Genomic DNA, 20,398 nt, shown 5'->3' on the forward strand with positions numbered 1-20,398 from the left:
CATGACCCGGCGTTTGGTCTGGTGGCTGCTGTGTTTGATGCCTGCGCTGGCGACAGCGCAGGACGAGCCGTTGCGCCTGGGCTTCAAGGGTGAATTGCTTGCGTTGAGCCCGACTCAGGTGATCTCGCGTGAGCCATTGCCTGCTGATGTGCAGACTCCGCTGGGCAGTGTGTGGAAGCTGTTTGTCTACGGCTGGCTGGTGGACACCGGCGCGCGTGAACCGGCTTATGAGTGTCGCGGGCAATCGAGGGAAGAAGTGTATTGCTGCACGGCGGGCGGCAGGATTGAGCGCGATCAGGCATTGGTGAAGTCTTGCGGGCTGTATTTTGAGCCTGCGCGCTTGGGCATTGCTGGCGCTGAATGGCGCGAGTATTGGCAGGCGAGACAAGCGCCGAAGTGGTTGCTGGACTTGCCGTCGTTGCAACCGCAGACCCGGGTTTCGGTGGCTGAGTTGTTGAAGGCATTGGCCATGATGCCGGCGCAGGATCAGGCGCGGCGGGTGTTGCTCGATGTGGTGCTGAATGCTGCTGACGGCAATGTCGTCGGTGAGCTTGGCGGCCGGTTGCGGGTGAAAACCTGGAGCTGGTTGGGGGATCAGGATCCTTCGTCGCGTCAGGGCGGGTTCGCTGGCTGGACGGCGGACGGCACACCGATCTGGGCCGGTGGGCGCGGCACCAGTCAAATGGTCTTGCGCAATTACGGTCAGGCACTGGCGACGGTGTTGCCTTCGTCTTGGCCCGCCGAGGCGGGGAAGTGCGTCGAGGTCGGCCTGTTCGCGCGTTATCCGCTGAAACGCGTGTTGTCGGGGGATCGCGTGTTAGCGCCCGGGCCCTTGCAAGGCGACTATCGCGTCGAATTCGCCAACGGCAATCAACTCGATATCCATAGCGACGGTGAGTTGTTCCTGCTCAAGGACAAACTCGTCGCACGCCTGGACCGCGAAGAATACGTCGCCCGCGTCCTGCAGCGCGAAGCCAGACCGGAACCTGCCGAAGCCGCCAAAGCTTTGAGCGTCGCGATCCGCACCTACCTGCTGCAAAACGCCACGCGCAACGGCGACTGCCTGAGCATCGATGACAGCAGCAGCCGACAGCGCGTCGCCCCACGCCCGGCCGCGACCGCGTCGCGCAACATCGCCGCGTGGACCAGCGACCTGGTCCTCGCCGGCAGCAACGTCACCTATCACTCCGATCAGCCGGGGCCGGACAAACTCTCCTGGCTGCAAGCCGTCGAACAGGCCAATGCCGGTCAACGCTACGACGCCATCTTGCTGCACTCCTACCCGCGCGCCAGCCTCAGCCGCTGGGACAATCCCGTCGCTTCCTGCGACGCATTGCCCGCCGCGCAAGACTGGCTGCAAAAGCAACGCCGCGGCTGGCGACCACGGCTGGAAAGCGAAGTTGGTTACAACGAAGTCAACACTTTCGCCGTCTGCCGCCTGGCTTTCGGCCGTCCTTTTGTCGACCGCGAACGCCAGCGCATTTACGTGCGCGGCGTGCTGTCGCTGCAAGACCGCCTCGACCTGACCCACGAATACCTGCACCTGGCCTTCGAAGCACACCCCAACGGCCAGGATGAAACCTACATTGAAGGGCTCGCCCGCCACCTCTTGCTGGAATAGGCCATGAAACTCCGTTACCCACAGGTCCTCCTGTTCCTTTGTTCCTTTTGCGTGTGGCCGACCACGTTCGCCACCGATAGCGCAGTCAAACTCGACACGCCCGTCGGCGGCTGGCGCACGGGCGCGTCCGAAGGCGAAGGCGAAAACTTTCGTCAGACGGTCAATTACCCGGCGTCCTCGGTCAACACACCGGTGGGGCAGGCCAATACTGCTCGCATTACCGGCCAGATCAAATCCGCGCCCAAGGACAATGAGCCCGGCAAACTCATCGTTAACGGCGTCAGCATGCCGCTGAAAATCGACCCCGCCGGCCGCTACGATCGCCCGTTCTCATTCCCCAACGGCAGCAACAGCGTTGAAGTCCGTAGCCCTGATGGTCAACAGCGGCATCGCACCCAATTCCTCAACACCAGCGGCGGCGCCACCCCGGCCAAGTTGCGCGTGCTGCTGGCCTGGGACAGCGACGGCACCGACATCGACTTGCACCTGATTACCCCGGATGGCGCACACATTTGGTATGGCGACCGAGTTGCGCCCAATGGCGCGGCGCTCGACGTTGACGTCACCACCGGCTACGGCCCGGAAATCTTCGCCATGCCGGCGCCGATCAAGGGGCAATACCTGGTGTACGTGAACTACTACGGTGGCGGGTATCGCAGTGATGAGGAAGGGCAGGAAGAGGCTGTTCAACCCCTGACCACTGCGCAGATCACGGTGATTACGGAGGAGGGGACGCCGAACGAGAAGATGGAGACATTCCTGGTGCCGATGCGGGCGGTGGGGGAGTTGACGTTGGTTAAGGGGTTTAGTTATCCGTGAGGGGTAATAGTGACAGCAGTGCTGACACTATTTGGCATTTGTCGCAGTACAGCTGCGACAAATCAAATTAGTTTGCATTATCTTGCTGTTCACGACTAAGTGCAGGGGTGGGGAGTGGTTGTTAAGTCTGGTTACGTCAAGCGAATGGTTTTTTTATTGTTGGCGGCTTTAGTTGTTTTTGTCGCTAGCGAGTCGTTTTATACCATCAATGAACAAGATCGCGGTATCGTCCTGCGTAATGGCAAATTTTTGACCGAGGCCCAACCTGGGTTGGGTTGGAAGATTCCGCTTGTGGATGAAGTGACCAGTATTTCAATGCAAAGAAATCTCACCGGTTGGGGCGCTTTTCAAGCAAGAACTGAAGATTTGGATTTGATGGAATTGGAGATTTCTATTGTTTGGCGCGTAGCGCCAGGCGAAGTTTTGAAAATGTATAAAAAATACACCACTCTCGAAGCCATTGAAAATACCTTGCTGATACCTAAGGTGACGGAGCAAGCCAGGCTGGTAGTGTCTCATTACAGCACAGAACAGGCACTGAAAAGTAGGGAGGCGTTTATTCGCAGTTTTTCTACTGCGATCAAGAGTGCTATTGACGGGCCTGTCATAATTGAAAGTGTAGACATTGGAAGCGTGCACATGAAAAGCATACACATTGAATAGGGGGCCGGTGCATGCAAACTGCAAAAACAAAAAACACGATTTGTTTGATAGCCTCGTGGTTAGGCGGCTTGATACTGGTGTGTCTAGTGGCAGGTTCCTCTTTTTATACTGTCAATGAAAGAGAGCTGGGCTTGGTGTTGCGTAATGGCAAGGTTCTTTCTGAAGTAGGGCCAGGGCTGGGGTGGAAGCTTCCGATTGTCGATAAAGTGTTCCGAATCTCAAGTCAGAATAATATTTTTCATATTGCAGGCGTCCATAACTACACGTCAGATCTTCATGAGTTTAATGCTGATGTATCAGTTGTCTGGCATGTGGCGCCGGGTAAGATGGCGGGTATATACACTCAATACAACGACCTTCAATCGGTCGAGCTGGCACTTATAAAGCCCCGCGTCACTGGACAGATCGGGCTTGTTATGTCGCACTATAAAGGTAGTCAGATGTTCGACAGTCCTGACCGGTTTATAAAAGATTCTTCCGCAGCCATTAAAATGGCGGTAGGCGAGTTAGTGGTCATTGATAGCGTGAATTTTGAAAAAATGATTTTAACAGACTTGGATCAATCAGCTTCTTCCGAAGAAGCGGCCGTCGAGGCAGCCGCACCCGAAGCCGTCAGGAGATGACTGAGTGGTGAGTTATTAGTTTCTTCTTTTATCCAAAAGGCAGAGAAGGGCATCCCTTGACGGGCTGATCACCACCGTTTCTTGGCAGGATTGGACATGCTAAAGCGCTTAACGCTTTCTGGGTTATTTCTGCGAGTTTTACCTGCGCATGGCGATTCAGGAGAAGTGGTCGAGCCGGGAGCTCGAGCGCCAGTTAAAAGCCGCGTTATTCGAACGTAGCATCATCAATCCCGCAAAAGTCTCACCACTGGTGAGACAAATGCATCCTGAGGCCATAAAACAAGAAACTGTTGCAGGCTAAGTTGCATGAGTTTTATGCGTTGAATGCTGACGAGTAAACCAGTGGTTATGTTTGTGGGTGTTCTTGCCGGCCTCATCGCGAGCAGGCTCGCGATGAGGCCGGCCCATCTAATGCTTCTGCTGACTCTCCGCCACAACGGCCTTCGATTTGCTGAACCGATAAAACAGATTGGGCTCGCTCACAACGTAAAGCTCGCCGTCGGCGTCCATGGTCATGCCTTCGGCTTGCGGTATGTTCTTTTCGAGGTCATCCGTCAGACCGAGCAGTGAGCGGATGCTGACGAAGTTACCTTTCTCGTCGAGTTCGGTCACGTTGTCGGACTGCTCGCTCAGTATCAGCAAGTGACCGGTCCGCGGATCGTAGTAACCCTCGGAAAGATCCATGCCGAAGACGCTGCGGTCGATCCAGTTCGTCAAGTCCTTGATGCGCACCTGCAACGAGCCGTCGATGGAAGCCAGCATGCCCGTGACCGAATACAGCTGCCGCGGATCGCGTTCCTTGATCGCGAAGACACGATCATTGACCGGGTCATACGTCACGCCTTCAAAGCCCTTGTTGTGTTCGCTCAGGTTGATCTCGATGGCGAGAAACGGTGCATTTTCCGCATGGATGGGTTCAGGGGTACTCGGCAACGTGACGACGTACAGTCGCTGCAACATTTCATCAGCGATCACCACTCGCCCCTTACCCAAGTAGGCAATGCCTTCGGTGTCCTGGAACCCGATCAGCGGATAACGTTCGAGCAGATCGCCGTTACGGCTCAGCGCGACAATCGCCATGGAAGAACTATTGGTGATCCCCAACAGACGATCCCGATCCGGGTCATAGGTGATACCGGATAAATCGTCGATGTTCGCAATTGGCTTGGCCTGGATCACGGCTTTATAGTCCGGCAGCCAGATATTTTTGTCTGGCGCCTGATTGCCGTGCCAGCGGTTTTGCCAGTGCGCATACAGCTGCTGGTGGACCATGAAATGTGCGGAAACCGCGTAGGCGCCAAGCAGTACAACAACGAAAAATGTTCCCGTTTTCCATCTCTTGCTCATGACTTTTCCTTGTCCCAGCTGAAGCGATAGACCTTGGGCGGCTGCCCGGGATGGCAACGACCGTTGTCGGCATCGGCGCCGACGATCGACCACTGCGCACGAGATGTTTCGCCCAACTCATGGGCGGCCTGGGGATTGAAGCACTGACTCAGCACTTCGTCGGGGACCAAGGCGTAGGCGTCACGGTGTTCGCGCAGCCACAGCGCCGCTTGCTCGACCGAGGAGTTGCTCATGCCGAAATGCACGATTGGCTGCCGGGCGAATAGCCAGTGGCCCTCGCGCCAGTTGACCAACACCAGGTCGGCGCCGTGGGTCATGGTCGCGGCTTGCGCCATGATCGCTTCATGAGGGTTGGGGCCGTCCTTGATCGGCTCGACAAAGCCGCGAGCGAACCACAACACAAACCAGCTCACCGCCAGCACCTGGAATACCCGTCGACCGCGCGGACGCTGACTGAACCAGCGCTTGAGCAGCCAGGGAATCAGCGGCGCCGCCACCAGCACCAGCCCTGGCAGCGCTGGATAGATGTACAACTTGCGCTTGCCGCTGCTCAGGCAGAAAAACAGCACCACCAGCACGACCCAGCCCAACAGCACCAGCACTCGACCGTCGTGCTTGCGCAGTTGCCGACGCCAGGCCGGCACCAGCCACGGCAGGGCCAGCACCAATGGCAGCCAATATTGCGGGATCACGTGGACGAAGAAATACCAGAACGGTTCGCGATGGTCCCACGCGGCGGCATAGCGTCCCGCCGTCTGGCGCAGCAGGATTTCTCGCGCATAGGCGACTTCTTCCGCAGTGCCATTGAGCACAATGGAAAGCGCCAGGGGCAGCAGCCAGATTGCGATGGCGCCGAGCGCGACCAGCAAGCCGAGGAACCACTTGCGCTTCTCGCCGGGCATGGCCACGACACCGGACCAGTTTTTGCGTACCGCGTAGGCATACGGAATCAGCATCAGGACCGGGACGAAGCCGACCCCTTTGGTGATCACGCCAATGCCCATGGCGGCGCAGCCCACATAGAACCAGCGCCAGGCCGGCCCGAGCAGCAGGTGCCGCGCCAGCCCGTACAGACCCAGCGACGTGAACAGAATCAACAGGCTGTCGATCTGCCCGGTTCGCAGGATGCTGTACGTCTGATAAGTCGCCAGATATAACAGCGCCGCCGTCCGGCCGATGCGCTGATTCCATAATCTGCGGCCCAGATCGTAGACCATGGCCGTGACCGTCGTGGCCGACAAAAGCCCCGGAATATAAAGGGCGAGGGCAGGCAGGCCGGTGAGCCACGCGAAGAACGCCACCGTCCACATAAAGATCGGTGGCTTATCGCCGTATATCTCTGCGGCGCGGTGGGGGATGAACCACGCGCCGTTGTGCAGCATTTCCAGTGCCACGCCGAGGAAGCGTTCCTCGTCCACATTCTGCGGTTGACGCAGCCCCAGCCCGGCACCGATCAATAGCAAGGCAAGCAGCATCAGGCCCAGGCATTCGATCCCGGGCGACAGGGTTTTGCGCATGGCTCAGTCCTTTAAATGTCTGCTGCGAGCAATCAATTGCAAGTTGCGCAAATAGACGATGGAGCCAAAGGCCTGACCGACAATGAAGACCGGGTCTTCGCGGTAAATGGCATAAGCGAATAGCAGGGTGCTGCCGACGATACTCAGGTACCAGAAGCTCACCGGGATCACGCTGCGTTTCTTGTATTCGCTGTACAGCCACTGCAAGACGAAGCGACCGGTAAAGGCGATCTGGCCACCGAAGCCGATCACCAGCCACAGGGTTTCGCGGGAGAGGTTCATCCTTCGATCTCCTGTGCATTGGTGTTCAACCGCGTGCGCTTGATCAGCCACCAAACGCCGAACAGGTCGAGAATGCCCACCAGGGCGCGGTCGATGTTGCCGTATTTGGACACCCCGGCCGTGCGGGGACGGTGATTGACCGGATGGACGATCATGCGGCCGTTGTGACGCTGGATCAGCGCGGGAATGAACCGATGCATATGGTCGAAGTACGGCAAGCGCAAAAACGCCTCGCGCTCGATCAGTTTTAGCCCGCAGCCGGTGTCCGGGGTGGCGTCGTTCAGCAGGCGACTGCGCAGGCCGTTGGCGAAACGCGAAGCCCAGCGCTTGCTTGCGGTGTCGCGGCGGTTGACCCGGTGCCCGGCCACCAACTGAACGTCGACCAGACCCTGTTCACCACGCACCAGCGCCAACATCCCGGGGATGTCCGCCGGGTCGTTTTGACCGTCGCCATCGAGTGTCGCCAGCCATTGTCCTTGAGCCGCGAGCGCCGCATGGTAGAGCGAGGTGCTTTGCCCCAGCGAACGCTCATGACGCAGGATGCGCAACGTGTTCAGGCCATTGCTTTTCATCTGTCGCAGTTCATGCAAGGTGGAATCGGTACTGCCGTCGTCCACGACAATAATTTCGTAGGCCTCATCGGCCAATGCGGTACGGATTTCCTCAAGTAACGGTTTGAGGTTGTTCGCTTCGTTCTTTGCTGGAATCAATACAGATACAAAAATATTCTGGCTCATAGAGTCCTCTCCCTTGCTCCCTGGTTTTTTATTATCAAGGGCTTACGTTTCATATCTGATAGAAGTGGCGATACCATTTCACAAATTCCGTCACGCCTGTTTCAACCGTCACCTGAGGGCGGAAGTCGACCCATTCGGCCAGTGCCGAAATATCGGCCCAGGTCTTGACCACATCGCCTGCCTGTAGCGGCATAAAGTTGCGTTGGGCTTTGATGCCCAGCGCCGCTTCCAGGCAATCGACGAATTCCAGCAGCGGCACGGGTTGGCCACGGCCGATGTTGAAGATTCGGTTTGCGCCATCGCCGGGCTCGATCGGTACCGGCGGTTTTGAGCGCAGGCGAGCGATGCTTTCGACGATGTCGTCGATGTAGGTGAAGTCGCGCGACATCTGGCCATGGTTATAGATGTCGATCGGCAAGCCTTTGAGGATCGCCTCGGTAAACTTGAACAGCGCCATGTCGGGGCGCCCCCAAGGCCCGTAAACGGTAAAAAAGCGCAAGCCGCTGGCCTTCAGGCCATAGAGGTGGCAGTAGCTGTACGCCAACAGTTCATTGGCTCGTTTAGTGGCGGCATACAGCGAAATGGGATGATCGACGGCGTCTTCGACGCTGAACGGCATTTTGCGGTTGGTGCCGTACACCGAGCTGCTCGAGGCATAGATCAGATGCGCGGGGCGGTGGTGCCGGCAGGCTTCCAGAATGTTCAGGAAACCCACCAGATTCGACTGCGCATAGACGTCCGGGTTGTCCAGCGAATAGCGAACGCCCGCCTGGGCCGCCAGGTGCACAACCTCGGTGAAAGCATGTTTTTCGAACAATGCCATCAAGGCCGGTTTGTCGACGATGTCCAGGTGCTGGAAACGAAAGCCCGGCAAGGATTCGAGCTCCTTGAGCCGTGCATGTTTGAGTTCCACGCTGTAGTAGTCGTTGAGATTGTCGATACCGACCACTTCAAGGCCTTCACGACACAAACGCTTGGCGGTGTGATACCCGATGAAACCGGCGGCGCCGGTGACCAGAACCGTCATGAGGCCTGCGCCTGTGCGCGACCAATTCCCGCCCTGTGCAAAGTTGGCCCTTGCATGACAATCACCCCAGATTGTGTGTTGATCAGCTTATTTTTTTGGGTTGATACCACTGTAGGCTCCATGCCTTGCTCCGTTGTTGATTCCAAGCCTGCGCAGTGCTCATGGGCGCAGTGCCCGCAAACGTATACCGTGCCTGCTCATATGTAAAAAAAATGTTAAGCGTTGATGTCGATTTTGTGATCGTCCGCAGCTGCGCCAGTCGTCCTGCGGGCCCTTACAACGCGGCGCCCAGGAGTTTCAAGTACTGGGAGCTCTCGGATATCGAATTGTGTCCCGTGCCCGGTATGACCTGCAACGAGGCCACACCCCTGGCGAAATGTGAGTAGAGCCGCTCCGTGCTTGAGCGCGGTATGACTTCATCGTGCTCGGCGGCAATCAACAGCGTCGGGACCGTGATATGAGAGGCGTATTTCCAGGATTCGAACTTGTCGCGAAGCAGCCACTTCACCGGGAAGCCACGGAACTGGCGGGCAGCGAGGTCTTCAAGGCTGTTGTAGGGCGTGATCAGAATCAGCCGCGAGGCCGGGCGTTGGCTGGCCAGGCGCACGGCGACGCCCGAGCCCAGACTGCGCCCGACCACGGCGATAGAGGGATGAGTGTTGTAGACCATGTCGAACAAGCTCATGGCATCGCGCTGAATCGCTTCCTCGGACGGCGACCCGGAACTGCCACCGTAGCCTCGGTAATGCAGCAAGTAGATCGCATGATCCGCAAACGCCTGCGAAAAGTCGGGCAGGCTGCGGGAAACGTCCTCGGCATTGCCACCAAAGTAGATCAACGCCTTCGGGCCGTCGTGCGGCCTGACGGTCACCAGCACCTGCGCATCGGCGACTTGCAGCGTCAGCAACGTTTCGGGCGCATCGATGGCGCGTGGTTGCGGGTAGTAGATGAGGGCGCGTTGAAACACGAACAGCGCGACGCAGAGCAGCAGGTACGCAATGGCAATGAAAGCGAAGAGAAACACCAGGGTTCGCGACATTCGGCTAAGTTTAGTGGACAACATTGACTGCTTTGCGCCTTGAGACAGCTATTGCTTGAGTGCCGCCAGAGTGTAGTACAGCAATTTCAGCTGTACAGGAGAGGTGCCAATGCCAGTCAGCTAAGGTGAGGAACCTGTGGGAGCGGGCTTCACTGACTGGCATTGGCTTTTGCCTATGATTGTTTTCAGCCGCAGAAAACTACTCACTCTGGCTGCTGGTGTTTCGGCAGTCTTCACCTTCGATCCGGCCATTGCCGCATCGGCGCCGTCGACGGAAACAGGAGGCAAGAACATGCTGACCCGAGCCATTCCTTCCAGCAACGAGCCGTTACCCATGGTCGGGTTGGGCACGTATCGCGGCTTTGATGTCGCGCCTTCCGACGCGGCCTACAAGCAACTGCCCGCCGTGCTCATCGCGTTGTTCGAGAAGGGCGGCACGGTGATCGACAGCTCGCCCATGTACGGTCGCGCCGAGCAGACGACCGGTGAGTTGCTGTCGATCCATCGGCCTCGCTCGCCTGCGTTTCTGGCCACCAAGGTCTGGACTCAGGGTCGCGAAGAAGGCATCGCGCAGATGGAGCAGTCGTTCAAGCTATTGCGGACCGACCGTATCGATCTGATGCAGATTCACAACCTGCTGGACTGGAAAACCCACCTGCCCACTCTGCGCCAATGGAAGGCAGAAAGGCGCATCCGCTACATCGGCATCACCCATTACACGGCGTCGGCCTATGACGAAGTGGAGGCCGTGTTGAAAGCCGAGCCGCTGGATTTTTTGCAGATCAACTATGCCCTGGACGACCGCGGTGTCGAGAAGCGAATCCTGCCGCTGTGTCGCGAACGCGGCGTGGCGGTGATCTGCAATCGGCCTTTCGGCGGCGGCGGCTTGCTCGCTCGATTGAAAGGCAAACCGCTGCCGGGATGGGCTGCGCAAGTGGGAATCAACAGTTGGGCGCAACTGGCGCTCAAGTTCCTGCTGGCTCATCCGGCGGTGACCTGCGTCATCCCCGGCACGGTCAACCCGCGCTACATGGCGGAAAACGCCGGTGCAGGTTTCGGCCCGATGCTCACCGATGCGCAGCGCCAACAGTTGATGGCTCTGATTGGTTAGTCGTGTTGGCGGGACGACTAATGATAGTGGGTACAACCGCAATCCCTGTGGGAGCGGGCTTGCTCGCGAAGGCGGTGTGTCAGGCAACATTAATATTAACTGGCACTCCCTCTTCGCGAGCAAGCCCGCTCCCACAGGTTTTGCGCCTTAACTGACCGGCATTCCGGCTGCCGGCACATGCGCAGTCTCCAGCGGTATCTCCAGCGTGAAAACCGCGCCATGACCTGGTCCATCGCTATGAACGCGAAGATGCCCGTTCATCTCTACCGCCGCGAGCGCGCAACTGTGCAGGCCAAAACCATGACCTTCCTTGCGTGTGGTGAAGCCGTGATTGAAGATGCGGGTCATGTTCTCGGCAGCGATGCCTTCGCCCTGATCCTCCACGCTGAGGCGCAGCGTTGTGTTATTGATAATCTTGATGCCCAGCGTCATATGGCGTTGGCGGTCGCTGACCTTGGACATTGCGTATTTGGCATTGCTGATCAGGTTGATCAGGATCAACAGCAGTCGGTGTTTGTCGCCGATGATCGTCGGCGTGTCCTGGTAATCCTTGGTGACTACGACATGGTGCCGACTCAAGGCGCCGGAATTCATGCGTAACGCATCCTCGAACAGATCGACGATGTTCAATGGTTCGACCAGCCTGGCGGCGCCGGCATAGGCCTGTTGAGTGGCAACGATGTCCTTGATGTGATCGATGCTTTTGGTGAGTTGTGACAGTTCGTCAACGATGCTCGATTGCTCGGCCGCAATGGAGTCGACCAATTGATTGAGGTAAAGGGGAAGCAATTTGCCCTTTTCATCGAACGTCATGAACTGCCCCAGGTCTTCGGCATGCTCGTTCATCATTTTCACCGCTTTACCCAGGCCAAGGGTTTTGCTGGCCGCCAATTTGCGGGTAATCAAGTCTGCCGAGACGTTAACGCTGTTCAGCACATTGCCGACGTTGTGCAGCACGTTGGTCGCGATCTCCGCCATGCCGGCCATCCGCGCGGCATCGACCAGTTCGCGCTCGGCTTCCAGCAGTTCGCGGGTGCGTTCCTCGACGCGTTGTTCCAGCCGTTCGTTTGCCGTTTGTAACTCATTGTTCATCTTGTTGATCAGGGCATAACTGCGAATCAGGCGGGCGGCCAGGTACAACAACAGCAGCGCCATGATGCCGGCACATATTCCGAGATAAAGATGATATTGGCGGTCTGTCGCGCCGGTGCGCCGTTGCGTCTCGTTCAATAACTCGTTGATGCTGTCCAGCTGCCGTGCGACTGGAATTACACTGATGCGATCAAGCAGGTCATTGACGATGGGCTGCTCTTGAACGATGGCATTCACTGCGTCTACAAAGGCAGAGAAAGGCGGACGTCGTTCAGGCGGTAGTTGATTGATGTATTCATTCAGATATTTCAGATGTCCGGATATTTCCTCAGCCCTTTCGCTGGAGACATAGAGGGCGTATTCAAGGGTGTCCAACGTCAGATCGAACACCACTGAGCCCGCCACAGCATCCACCTTCGGGAGTTTGTCGTTGAAATCTTCCAGCAATCCCCGAATGTTATCTTCCAGCTCAGGCAAGGCATCGAATGATGTTCGCAAGGCCATGTTGTGCTGTTTGAATTGCTCAACCAACCGGGTTTTGTTTTCTACCGCATCCAGATAACCCAGGCGTCGAGTTTGCCAAAGGTTCGAGAGGGGGCCGGTCGCATTGAGGTTGTCGAGCTGCGCCCATCGCTGCTCTGCTTCAGCGGGCGCCCCCAGAAACAAATTATCGTTCAGGCCGATTTTGGCTCTCAGAATCTTCACGTTCCAATTGGCATCGAACTGCTTGAGTTGGCGAACGAAGTCGCGGGACTCGAAGTAGGTCGATGTGTCGTAGGAATATGATTTGATCAGCAAAAATATCAGTACGCTGAAAAGCGTAAGCGCAATGGCGCCCAGGGCAGTCCATTTGTAATGATTGGAAAGCTTCATTGGGCATTCCTCCCTGGGCCATCCTGAGAGAGAGACTGCCAACGGTTAATGAGTTCCATTTTTGCGCTCCCTGCAAAATGGCGAATAATCACCACATTATTCGTAAGCCTAGCGTTGTTGGCGGATAGCGTCGGAAAAAATACCCCGTGACGGGCAACGCGCAAGACCTTCGGCGAGTACGGTCGCCGCACGCGCTGCAGACAAGAGGGGGCGTGTTGGTATGGCTGCAGGCTCAAATCATTCAGCCAGCTCCTCGGGTGAAACCACCCACAGACTGCACGGTATTTTGTACAACAGCTGCTCCACCGTACTGCCGATCAACCGGCCCAAGCCGCGATGGCCGACCCTGCCCATGACAATGACATCGACGTTGTAGGCATCGGCGTAACTTGCCAAAACCTTGGCCGGGTTACCCATGATCATGTGCCGTTGCGCAGGCGGGATGCCGTTGCGCTCGGCCAGTGCGTTGAACGCGTCGCCCTGGGCGTCGAAGAGGCTCTTGGCAATGCCTGAAGAAAAGAATGCAGGACCTCTGCCCATGTCCCATTCATCTGAACTGATGGATGAAAGGTCATAGGCATAGATCACTTCGACCTCGGCGTTACAGGCCGTCGCCAATTTCACCGCCTCGCGCAGGATCCGGTCATTGAAGCCTTCGTACTGACCCTCGCGGTGGAACGGATCGACCGCTGCGACAACCTTGCGTGGCAAGGCGTGCTGCACATGGCCGACAAGGTGCAATGGCACCGGGCATTCGCGCAATAAATGGATATCGAGGGGCGTGAACATCAGTCGTGACAGCACCGATTCATGCCCCAGCGCCTTGATCAGTGCGGTCATCGGCTGTTCTTTGAGGTGAATGAGGATTTCCTCCAGGGGCCGTTGGACCCAGACCACTTCAGTGGTGACGTGCAGACCCAGCTTGCGCAAGGGCCGGGCCTGTTCTTCAAGCCACTGGCGATGACGCTCGACGTACCCCAGCCGCATCTGTTCCAGGGCTTTTTCGTTAACCATGCCGGCGGTTGCCAGGCCTTCCAGGTAATCGAAGGCCACGATGTGCAGCGCCGCGTTCTCAGCCTTGGTCAGCGCGGCGGCCCGGTCGAAGGCGGGGCTGTTTTCCATCAGGGGCGAGGCGACCAGCATGAAACGTGATTGCTCAGACATGACATCTCTCCGTGAATAACTGCACAGACGCGGGCGTTTTTACAGGTAGAGGCAGTGAATGACCTGACGGCTGTCATCGGGATCGTGGCGGGTCTCAAAGCCCAGGGCTTTTGCCAAATCACGCATGGGGGCATTGCTGGCGGCGTCGACGGAATACATCTGACGAAAACCATTCTTGCGCGCGGACTTGATCAAGTGCTCCATCAGCGCCGAGCCCAGGCCCAGATGCTGGTACTCATCGGCAACCGTCACGGCGCATTCACACTGATGGTCGGCGGTGGCGGCATAGCGGCTGACACCGATCTCGACCAGTTTGCCGTTGTCGTGGATCAAGGCGATGTAGGCCATTCGGTTCTTGCCGTCGACATCCATCAACTGGTCGAGCATGGCCGTGCCGGGCTCGTTGACTTGCGCCAGAAAACGCATGTGCCGCGACTCTGGGGACAGGCGCTTGATAAAGTCATATTCACGTTCGCGGTCTTTTTCCGCCAGCGGTCGGATCAGCACATGGCGCCCGTCCCTGAGCGCTTCAATCCAGTACTGTCCGGTAACGGCAGCGTAGGCGGCAGCGGCTCTGTCGTTGTGGTCTTTAACAGTGAGCATGGTGCAATTCTCCATCCGGGTTGAAAGGCTCGCGCGTCGCAACGAACCACGCGGTTCATTTCTTTTTACGCCGGTGGTGGCGCTTGAATCTGATCTGGATCAGACACTCGTGACAGGCAGGTTCAAACGCTCGCATCTGATGTAAATCAACCGGGGTAGGGGGCAACGAGAGCAGTCTGGAAACATGCCGGCGCTTTGGACCGGCACCGAATCGAGGTGTGTGATGGGTCAATATCAACGTGTGTTGCTGATCGCCGACTGGGTTCCGGGCAGTATTCTGGCGGTCAAGCAGCCGGAGTCGCTCGTCAGGGAATGAGCACGATCGCGCCTTTGACCTGACCGGCTCGCAGGCTTGCCAGTGCCTGATTGGCATCGTCCAGGGCGAAACAGGTGACATCGCTGTGCACGGGCGTATGCCGCAGCTCTGCAAAAAACGCGGTGCCGTCTTCGCGGGTCAGGTTCGCCACCGAACGGATGCTGCGCTCGCCCCACAGCAGTCGATAAGGGAAGCCGGGGATGTCGCTCATGTGGATGCCCGCGCAAATCACACAGCCGCCCTTGACGGTGGCTTCCAGCGCCAACGGCACCAGCGCGCCGACGGGGGCGAAGATCAGGCTGGCGTCGAGCGGATGAGGCGGCGGTTGATCCGAGGGGCCTGCCCATTCGGCGCCGAGGGTCCGGGCATAGGCCTGGCCTTCGTTGTCGCCCGGTCGGGTGAAGGCATACACCTGCTGCCCCCGGCCCCGCGCCACCTGAATCGCCAGATGCGCCGCCGCGCCGAAGCCATAAAGGCCCAGATGACGCGCGCCTTTGGCCATTTGCAATGCGCGAAAACCGATCAGCCCGGCACACAGCAGCGGTGCGGCTTCAGTGGCCGAGAGCGCATCTGGAATGGGGAAACAGAAATGGGCGTCGGCAACGGTGTAGTCGGCATAACCGCCATCCAGGTGACAGCCGGTGAACCGGGCGCGATCGCAGAGGTTCTCCCGGCCCGAGCGGCAGAATGTGCACTCCCCGCAGGTCCAGCCGAGCCAGGGAACGCCGACGCGCTTGCCGACCCAATCGGGCGCAACGTCGGCACCCACCGCCGTCACCTCACCGACGATTTCATGGCCCGGCACCCGCGGCAGCACCGCTTGCGGTAATTCACCGTCCACCAGATGCAGGTCGGTGCGGCACACGCCACAGGCCAGGACTTTGATTAACAGTTGGTGTGCGTCGGGTATCGGGATGGCACGCTCCTCCCGTTGCAGCGGCTGGCCGGGGGCATGCAGAACCATCGCGCGCATGAGGATTCTCCAAATGCCGATGCACCATGAAGCGTCAGAGGGACGTCTGCCGGTGACAGCCGGCAACCAGTTGCTTGAGCCCGTCCAGATTCAGGACTTTGACGTTACGCCCGGCAATCTCGACCAACCCCAGATCCCGCAGATGAGCGATGCCCCGGCAGATGGTTTCCAGGCGCAGGCCCAGATACGAGCCGATCTCTTCACGGCGCATCTTCAGCACAAAGTCTCGGGAGGAGTAACCCCGAATGCTCAGCCGTTGCGACAGGTTCAGCAGGAAGGCTGCCAGGCGTTCATCGGAGTTCATGTTGCCCATCATCATGAGCATGCTGTGATCACGCACGATTTCCCGGCTCAGGAGCTTGTTCATGTTGTGTTGCAGTGAGGGCAGTTCCTGGGCGAGTTTCTCCAGTTGTGCGTAGTGCAAGGGGCAGACTTCACTGTCTTCCAGGGCAAAGGCACTGCAGGCGTGCCGGTCGTCGCTAATGGCGTCCAGACCGAGCATCTCGCCGGGTATCTGAAAACCGGTCACCTGCTCACGGCCGTCGACGGACAGCATGCTGGTCTTGAATGAACCGATGCGCACCGCATACAACGAGCACAACGGATCACCGGCCCGGTACAAAGCCGTGCCCTTTTTAACCTTTACCCGCTGAACGATCAGGGTATCCAGCTGCTCGACCTCCTGGCCGGTCAAGCCGATCGGCAGGCATAACTCCAGGACGCTGCAATTGGAGCACGCGGCCTTCAGATAATGATGCTGGTATGGCCGGGTTTCGGGCATCGCTTGTAGCCCCCTGACAGTGGGGTAAAGGATAGTTCGGATCGCAGTTTCAATCGGGCGTTTACGGGGGCAATCGACGAGCGGGAAAAGGCGTGTCCTTGTTGCGCCGACCAACGATTGATCGGTGCGTCACAGCCGCGGTAATGCCGGGGCTGGCTTCAACGGCAGCAGAGGCGGGAACTCCTCGGGGGTGAGGGTTTCCTTTTCCAGCAACAGACGGGCGCCCTCATCCAGGTCGGCCCGACGACTCGCCAGCAATGCCTTGGCCCGTTGGTAGGCTTCATCGAGCAGGGCGCGGATACCCAGGTCGATTTCCCGGGCGGTCTGTTCCGAATAATCCTTCTCGCCCACCGTGGCCATGCGGTCTCCCAGGTACGTCGCGTTTTGCCGCTCCAGCACCGATTGTCCGAGTTCGGCGCTCATGCCGAACCGGGTGATCAATTGGCGGGCGATATCAGTCGCGCGGCCCAGATCATCGGCGGCGCCGGTGGAGATCTGGCCATAGACAAGGTCCTCGGCGGCGCGCCCGGCCATCAGCACGACAATCCGGTCCTTGAGGGTCTGGCAACTGATCAGGAAATGATCCTCGGTCGGTCGTTGCAGGGTATAGCCAAGCGAGCCGATGGCGCGGGGGACGATCGACACTTTATGCACCGGATCCATCGCCGGCAGCGTACTGGCGGCCAAGGCATGCCCCATTTCGTGATAGGCCACGACCCGGCGCTCGTCGGGATCGAGCAGGCTGCTCTTGCGTTCGAGCCCCGCGATGAGGCGTTCTACCGCCGCGGTGAAATCGTTCAGGCTGACCGCCTCGGCGCCGCGTCGGGTGGCGACGATGGCTGCTTCGTTAACCAGATTGGCCAGGTCGGCACCGGTGAAACCAGTGGTGATCTCGGCGATACGCGCGCCATCGAGCCCTGGCTCCACGGTGATTTTCTGCAGATGAACCTTGAGGATCGCCTCTCGACCTTTGCGATCGGGGCGGTCGATCAGAATCTGCCGGTCGAAGCGCCCGGCCCGCAACAACGCCGGGTCGAGGACCTCTGGCCGGTTGGTCGCGGCCAGCAACACAACGCCCTCACGGGGATCGAAGCCATCCAGCTCGGCCAGTAACTGGTTAAGGGTCTGTTCTTTTTCGTCATTGCCGCCCAGTGTACCGACGCCGCGCATCTTGCCCAGCGCGTCGAGTTCATCGATGAAGATGATGCAGGGCGCCGCTTGCCGTGCCTGTTCGAACAGGTCGCGTACCCGGGCCGCACCGACCCCGACGAACATCTCGACGAACTCGGAGCCGGAGATCGAGAAAAACGGCACACCGGCTTCACCGGCGATGGCTTTGGCCACCAGCGTCTTGCCGGTGCCTGGCGGGCCGACCAGCAAGGTGCCCTTGGGAATGTGCGCGCCCAGGCGTGCGTATCGCTCCTTGTTCTTGAGAAACGAGACGATCTCCACCAGTTCGGCCTTGGCTTCGTCGATGCCGGCGACATCGGCGAAGGTCACGCCGGTATCGCGTTCGACAAACACCTTGGCCCGGGACTTACCGACATTCATCAGCCCGCCAAGCCCTTGTTTGTCCGCCATCCCGCGAAACAGGAAATTCCAGAACACCATGATCAGGACAAACGGCAACAACCAGCCCAACAGGCTGTTCATAAAGGTGTTTTCGGTGGTTCCGGTAAAGCCGACGCCCGATTGAGAGAGTTCGGTCGCGAGCGCCGGATCGACCCGCACGGTGGAGAACCGATCGCGTCCGTCGATGGGCTCCTGCAACTTGCCGCTGATCTGCTCCTTATCGACCCGCAAATCACTGACTTTTTGCTCGTTCAACAGTTGCAGGAATTGGCTGTAGGGGAGGGGCTGCACGGACTGGCGCTCGCCAAAGAATATCTGCATAAGGCTCAGCACGATAAAAGCGATCGCGAAGTAGGACAGGTTCCACTGGTCGTTCTTTTTCATGGCCTTGGCTCAGAGTGGGAACGCAGGGTCGTTTGCAACGGGCCGCGACCGCCCGGTCAGGGTTGTTCTTCGTCCGGGCGCTGAAAGATCATTGAGTTACAGCAATCCTGTTTTTGTGGGTCTGCGGCCGACCCGTCTAATAAAGATAGACTGCTTCAGCTTTTCCCTCGCGGGTGGAGCCATCTGGTTAATGCCAGATGCCCGCAAATATTGACCATTATCAACGTCTCTTCCGTCATACCGGTGCAGTCTTGGAGGGTGTTGCGATTACACCGCAATGGCGTGTCAGGGAGACTCTCGAGGTTTAACGGAGGTTGTCTATGATCATTGACATCAAAGAGGAGCGGACAACCCATGGCTGGGTCGTGCAGATGGATGCCCTGAAAGTGAACTTCAACAGTCTGCAAGCCGCGAAGGTATTCGTTGGCCAACTCAAGGCGCGTATCGAGGCGCCGCACGAATGGCCGATGACTAGTGGCCTGGCGGCATTTGCGCGACCGACACCTGACCATCGCATCACGTCTGCCACAGATCAAAAGGCTCGCACCGACCTCGTGAAATGACACGTCGGACCAGGATGGCAAGGCTTACCCGGACGGGAATCGCATGAACGACATCTTGGGCCTGGCAGGGGCGGCAGCTGCGCTGGGGATCGGCATGCTGATCGGCCTTGAACGTGAACGGCACAAGGGGCGGGGGGACAGTCGTGCCTGTGCCGGATTGCGCACGTTTGCGATCACCGCGTTGTTGGGTTATGTGGCGATGCAGGTCGGTGGCGGTCTGCTGGTGGGGATCATGGCGATCTGTCTGGCCTTGCTGGTCACCGCGGCTTACTGGCGAAGCCTGGGCACTAATCCTGGCGTAACCAGTGAAGTGGCGTTATTCACGGTGTTGGTATTGGGGGCGTTGTGTAGCACCGCTCCCGAGCTGGCCATCGCCATTGGTGTGGTGGTGGCGGGGCTGCTGACTTATCGCCAAAAGCTGCACCACTTTGCGCGCAGCCAATTGACCGAAGCGGAAATGCGCGACGGCCTGGTGCTGTTGGTCGCCGCGCTGGTGGTGTTGCCACTGGCGCCGGACCGCTTTATCGGCCCGTATGCCGCCATCAATCTGCGCACCATTTGCACCCTGACGGTATTGCTGATGGCAGTAGGGGCGATAGGGCATGTCGCCGTTCGTAACTTGGGCGTCCGTTACGGCTATACGGTCAGCGCTATCGCCTCCGGGTTTGCTTCCAGCATCGTGACCATCGCCAGCATGGGACACCTTGCTACCAAGGAACCAGACAACGTCAAAATCCTGAGCGCGGCCGCGATGTTGTCCAATCTGGCCACGGTCACTCAGGTCGGCTTGATCCTGGGGGCGGTCGACATCGGTCTGTTGCGGCACATGTGGGGACCGCTGTTGTGTGGTCTCGCCGCCACGGCGCTGTACGGCTTGGGCTTGATGTTTCCCAAACCTGCAAGCGGCACCCACCAACCGATCAAGGTCGGTGGTGCGTTCAACCTCAAGCTGGCGCTGGGCCTGGCGCTGGCCATGACCGGCATCACCTTCCTGTCATCAATGGTACTCAGCCACTTCGGTGAAGTGGGCGTGATGGTTACGGCGACGCTCACCGGTTTCGCCGATGCCCATTCCTCGACGGCGTCCATTGCCTCCCTGGCCAAGGCCGGGCTGTTGCCATTCGACGCAATTGCCGAGCCGGTGTTGATCGCTGTCAGCAGTAACTCTCTGAGCAAATGCCTGGTGGCGTGGGTCAGCGGCGGGCGACGGTTCGCCGCGTATGTCATCCCCGGCCAGGTCTTGCTGACGTTGGCAATGTGGGCGGGCATCTTGCTGCACTGACGCGCATCC

General features: G+C 58.6%; 19 protein-coding genes and 1 pseudogene. 8 read left to right on the forward strand and 12 right to left on the reverse strand.

Features of this window, described 5'->3' with window-relative positions:
* The first annotated feature begins 1 nt into the window (after nucleotide 1).
* The 5 genes and pseudogenes from AB4O41_RS27460 to AB4O41_RS27480 form a co-directional block, all read left to right on the forward strand.
* Nucleotides 2-1,621 carry a DUF2300 domain-containing protein gene (locus tag AB4O41_RS27460; RefSeq protein ID WP_460145438.1) on the forward strand — a complete coding sequence of 540 codons (1,620 nt, stop codon included), beginning with the start codon at nucleotides 2-4 and terminating at the stop codon, nucleotides 1,619-1,621.
* A 3-nt stretch (nucleotides 1,622-1,624) separates the two neighbouring features.
* Nucleotides 1,625-2,440 (forward strand): YfaP family protein, encoded by an 816-nt coding sequence (locus AB4O41_RS27465; protein WP_460145439.1) that lies wholly within the window; start codon nucleotides 1,625-1,627, stop codon nucleotides 2,438-2,440.
* Nucleotides 2,441-2,554: 114 nt separating this feature from the next.
* Nucleotides 2,555-3,103 carry an SPFH domain-containing protein gene (locus AB4O41_RS27470; RefSeq protein ID WP_460145440.1) on the forward strand — a complete coding sequence of 183 codons (549 nt, stop codon included), beginning with the start codon at nucleotides 2,555-2,557 and terminating at the stop codon, nucleotides 3,101-3,103.
* 11 nt (nucleotides 3,104-3,114) lie between these two features.
* On the forward strand, nucleotides 3,115-3,726 hold the full coding sequence (locus tag AB4O41_RS27475) for an SPFH domain-containing protein (RefSeq protein WP_460145441.1): 612 nt from the start codon (nucleotides 3,115-3,117) through the stop codon (nucleotides 3,724-3,726).
* Nucleotides 3,727-3,859: 133 nt separating this feature from the next.
* Nucleotides 3,860-4,006, forward strand: a pseudogene (locus AB4O41_RS27480) (PDDEXK nuclease domain-containing protein); the annotation flags it as partial.
* 128 nt (nucleotides 4,007-4,134) lie between these two features.
* Here AB4O41_RS27480 and AB4O41_RS27485 read toward each other — a convergent pair.
* From AB4O41_RS27485 to AB4O41_RS27510, 6 genes are all read right to left on the reverse strand, one after another.
* Nucleotides 4,135-5,073 (reverse strand): SdiA-regulated domain-containing protein, encoded by a 939-nt coding sequence (locus tag AB4O41_RS27485; protein WP_460145442.1) that lies wholly within the window; start codon nucleotides 5,071-5,073, stop codon nucleotides 4,135-4,137.
* The gene (locus tag AB4O41_RS27490; protein WP_460145443.1) at nucleotides 5,070-6,590 is read right to left on the reverse strand and encodes an ArnT family glycosyltransferase; all 1,521 of its coding nucleotides are present in this window, start codon (nucleotides 6,588-6,590) and stop codon (nucleotides 5,070-5,072) included. Before AB4O41_RS27490 ends, AB4O41_RS27485 begins: the two co-directional genes overlap by 4 nt.
* A 3-nt stretch (nucleotides 6,591-6,593) precedes the next feature.
* Nucleotides 6,594-6,872 (reverse strand): lipid-A-disaccharide synthase N-terminal domain-containing protein, encoded by a 279-nt coding sequence (locus AB4O41_RS27495; RefSeq protein WP_367375027.1) that lies wholly within the window; start codon nucleotides 6,870-6,872, stop codon nucleotides 6,594-6,596.
* The gene (locus tag AB4O41_RS27500; protein WP_460145444.1) at nucleotides 6,869-7,609 is read right to left on the reverse strand and encodes a glycosyltransferase family 2 protein; all 741 of its coding nucleotides are present in this window, start codon (nucleotides 7,607-7,609) and stop codon (nucleotides 6,869-6,871) included. The genes AB4O41_RS27495 and AB4O41_RS27500 overlap by 4 nt, the downstream gene beginning before the upstream one ends.
* A 49-nt stretch (nucleotides 7,610-7,658) precedes the next feature.
* Nucleotides 7,659-8,636 carry an NAD-dependent epimerase gene (locus tag AB4O41_RS27505; protein ID WP_460145445.1) on the reverse strand — a complete coding sequence of 326 codons (978 nt, stop codon included), beginning with the start codon at nucleotides 8,634-8,636 and terminating at the stop codon, nucleotides 7,659-7,661.
* A gap of 274 nt (nucleotides 8,637-8,910) precedes the next feature.
* Entirely contained in the window at nucleotides 8,911-9,699 is a 789-nt protein-coding gene (locus tag AB4O41_RS27510; protein WP_460145446.1) for an alpha/beta hydrolase, read from the reverse strand.
* A 268-nt stretch (nucleotides 9,700-9,967) separates the two neighbouring features.
* Between AB4O41_RS27510 and AB4O41_RS27515 the strand changes: the two genes are divergently transcribed.
* The gene (locus tag AB4O41_RS27515; RefSeq protein WP_460148436.1) at nucleotides 9,968-10,786 is read left to right on the forward strand and encodes an aldo/keto reductase; all 819 of its coding nucleotides are present in this window, start codon (nucleotides 9,968-9,970) and stop codon (nucleotides 10,784-10,786) included.
* Nucleotides 10,787-10,933: 147 nt separating this feature from the next.
* Here AB4O41_RS27515 and AB4O41_RS27520 read toward each other — a convergent pair whose 3' ends face one another.
* The 6 genes from AB4O41_RS27520 to ftsH form a co-directional block, all read right to left on the reverse strand.
* A complete protein-coding gene (locus AB4O41_RS27520) occupies nucleotides 10,934-12,751 on the reverse strand; it encodes a DAHL domain-containing protein (protein WP_460145447.1) in 1,818 nt (605 codons plus the stop codon).
* A 237-nt stretch (nucleotides 12,752-12,988) separates the two neighbouring features.
* On the reverse strand, nucleotides 12,989-13,915 hold the full coding sequence (locus tag AB4O41_RS27525) for a universal stress protein (protein ID WP_460145448.1): 927 nt from the start codon (nucleotides 13,913-13,915) through the stop codon (nucleotides 12,989-12,991).
* Nucleotides 13,916-13,954: 39 nt separating this feature from the next.
* The gene (locus tag AB4O41_RS27530; protein ID WP_460145449.1) at nucleotides 13,955-14,518 is read right to left on the reverse strand and encodes an N-acetyltransferase family protein; all 564 of its coding nucleotides are present in this window, start codon (nucleotides 14,516-14,518) and stop codon (nucleotides 13,955-13,957) included.
* 305 nt (nucleotides 14,519-14,823) lie between these two features.
* Entirely contained in the window at nucleotides 14,824-15,807 is a 984-nt protein-coding gene (locus AB4O41_RS27535) for a zinc-dependent alcohol dehydrogenase family protein (RefSeq protein WP_460145450.1), read from the reverse strand.
* Nucleotides 15,808-15,841: 34 nt separating this feature from the next.
* Entirely contained in the window at nucleotides 15,842-16,588 is a 747-nt protein-coding gene (fnr, locus tag AB4O41_RS27540; protein WP_460145451.1) for a fumarate/nitrate reduction transcriptional regulator Fnr, read from the reverse strand.
* A gap of 129 nt (nucleotides 16,589-16,717) precedes the next feature.
* On the reverse strand, nucleotides 16,718-18,544 hold the full coding sequence (gene ftsH, locus AB4O41_RS27545; RefSeq protein ID WP_460145452.1) for an ATP-dependent zinc metalloprotease FtsH: 1,827 nt from the start codon (nucleotides 18,542-18,544) through the stop codon (nucleotides 16,718-16,720).
* A 320-nt stretch (nucleotides 18,545-18,864) separates the two neighbouring features.
* Here ftsH and AB4O41_RS27550 point away from each other — a divergent pair, with 320 nt between their 5' ends.
* Nucleotides 18,865-19,107 carry a hypothetical protein gene (locus AB4O41_RS27550; RefSeq protein WP_460145453.1) on the forward strand — a complete coding sequence of 81 codons (243 nt, stop codon included), beginning with the start codon at nucleotides 18,865-18,867 and terminating at the stop codon, nucleotides 19,105-19,107.
* Nucleotides 19,108-19,150: 43 nt separating this feature from the next.
* Entirely contained in the window at nucleotides 19,151-20,389 is a 1,239-nt protein-coding gene (locus AB4O41_RS27555) for an MgtC/SapB family protein (protein ID WP_460145454.1), read from the forward strand.
* The last annotated feature ends 9 nt before the right edge of the window (nucleotides 20,390-20,398 follow it).

This window comes from Pseudomonas sp. S2_A02, from assembly GCF_054668495.1.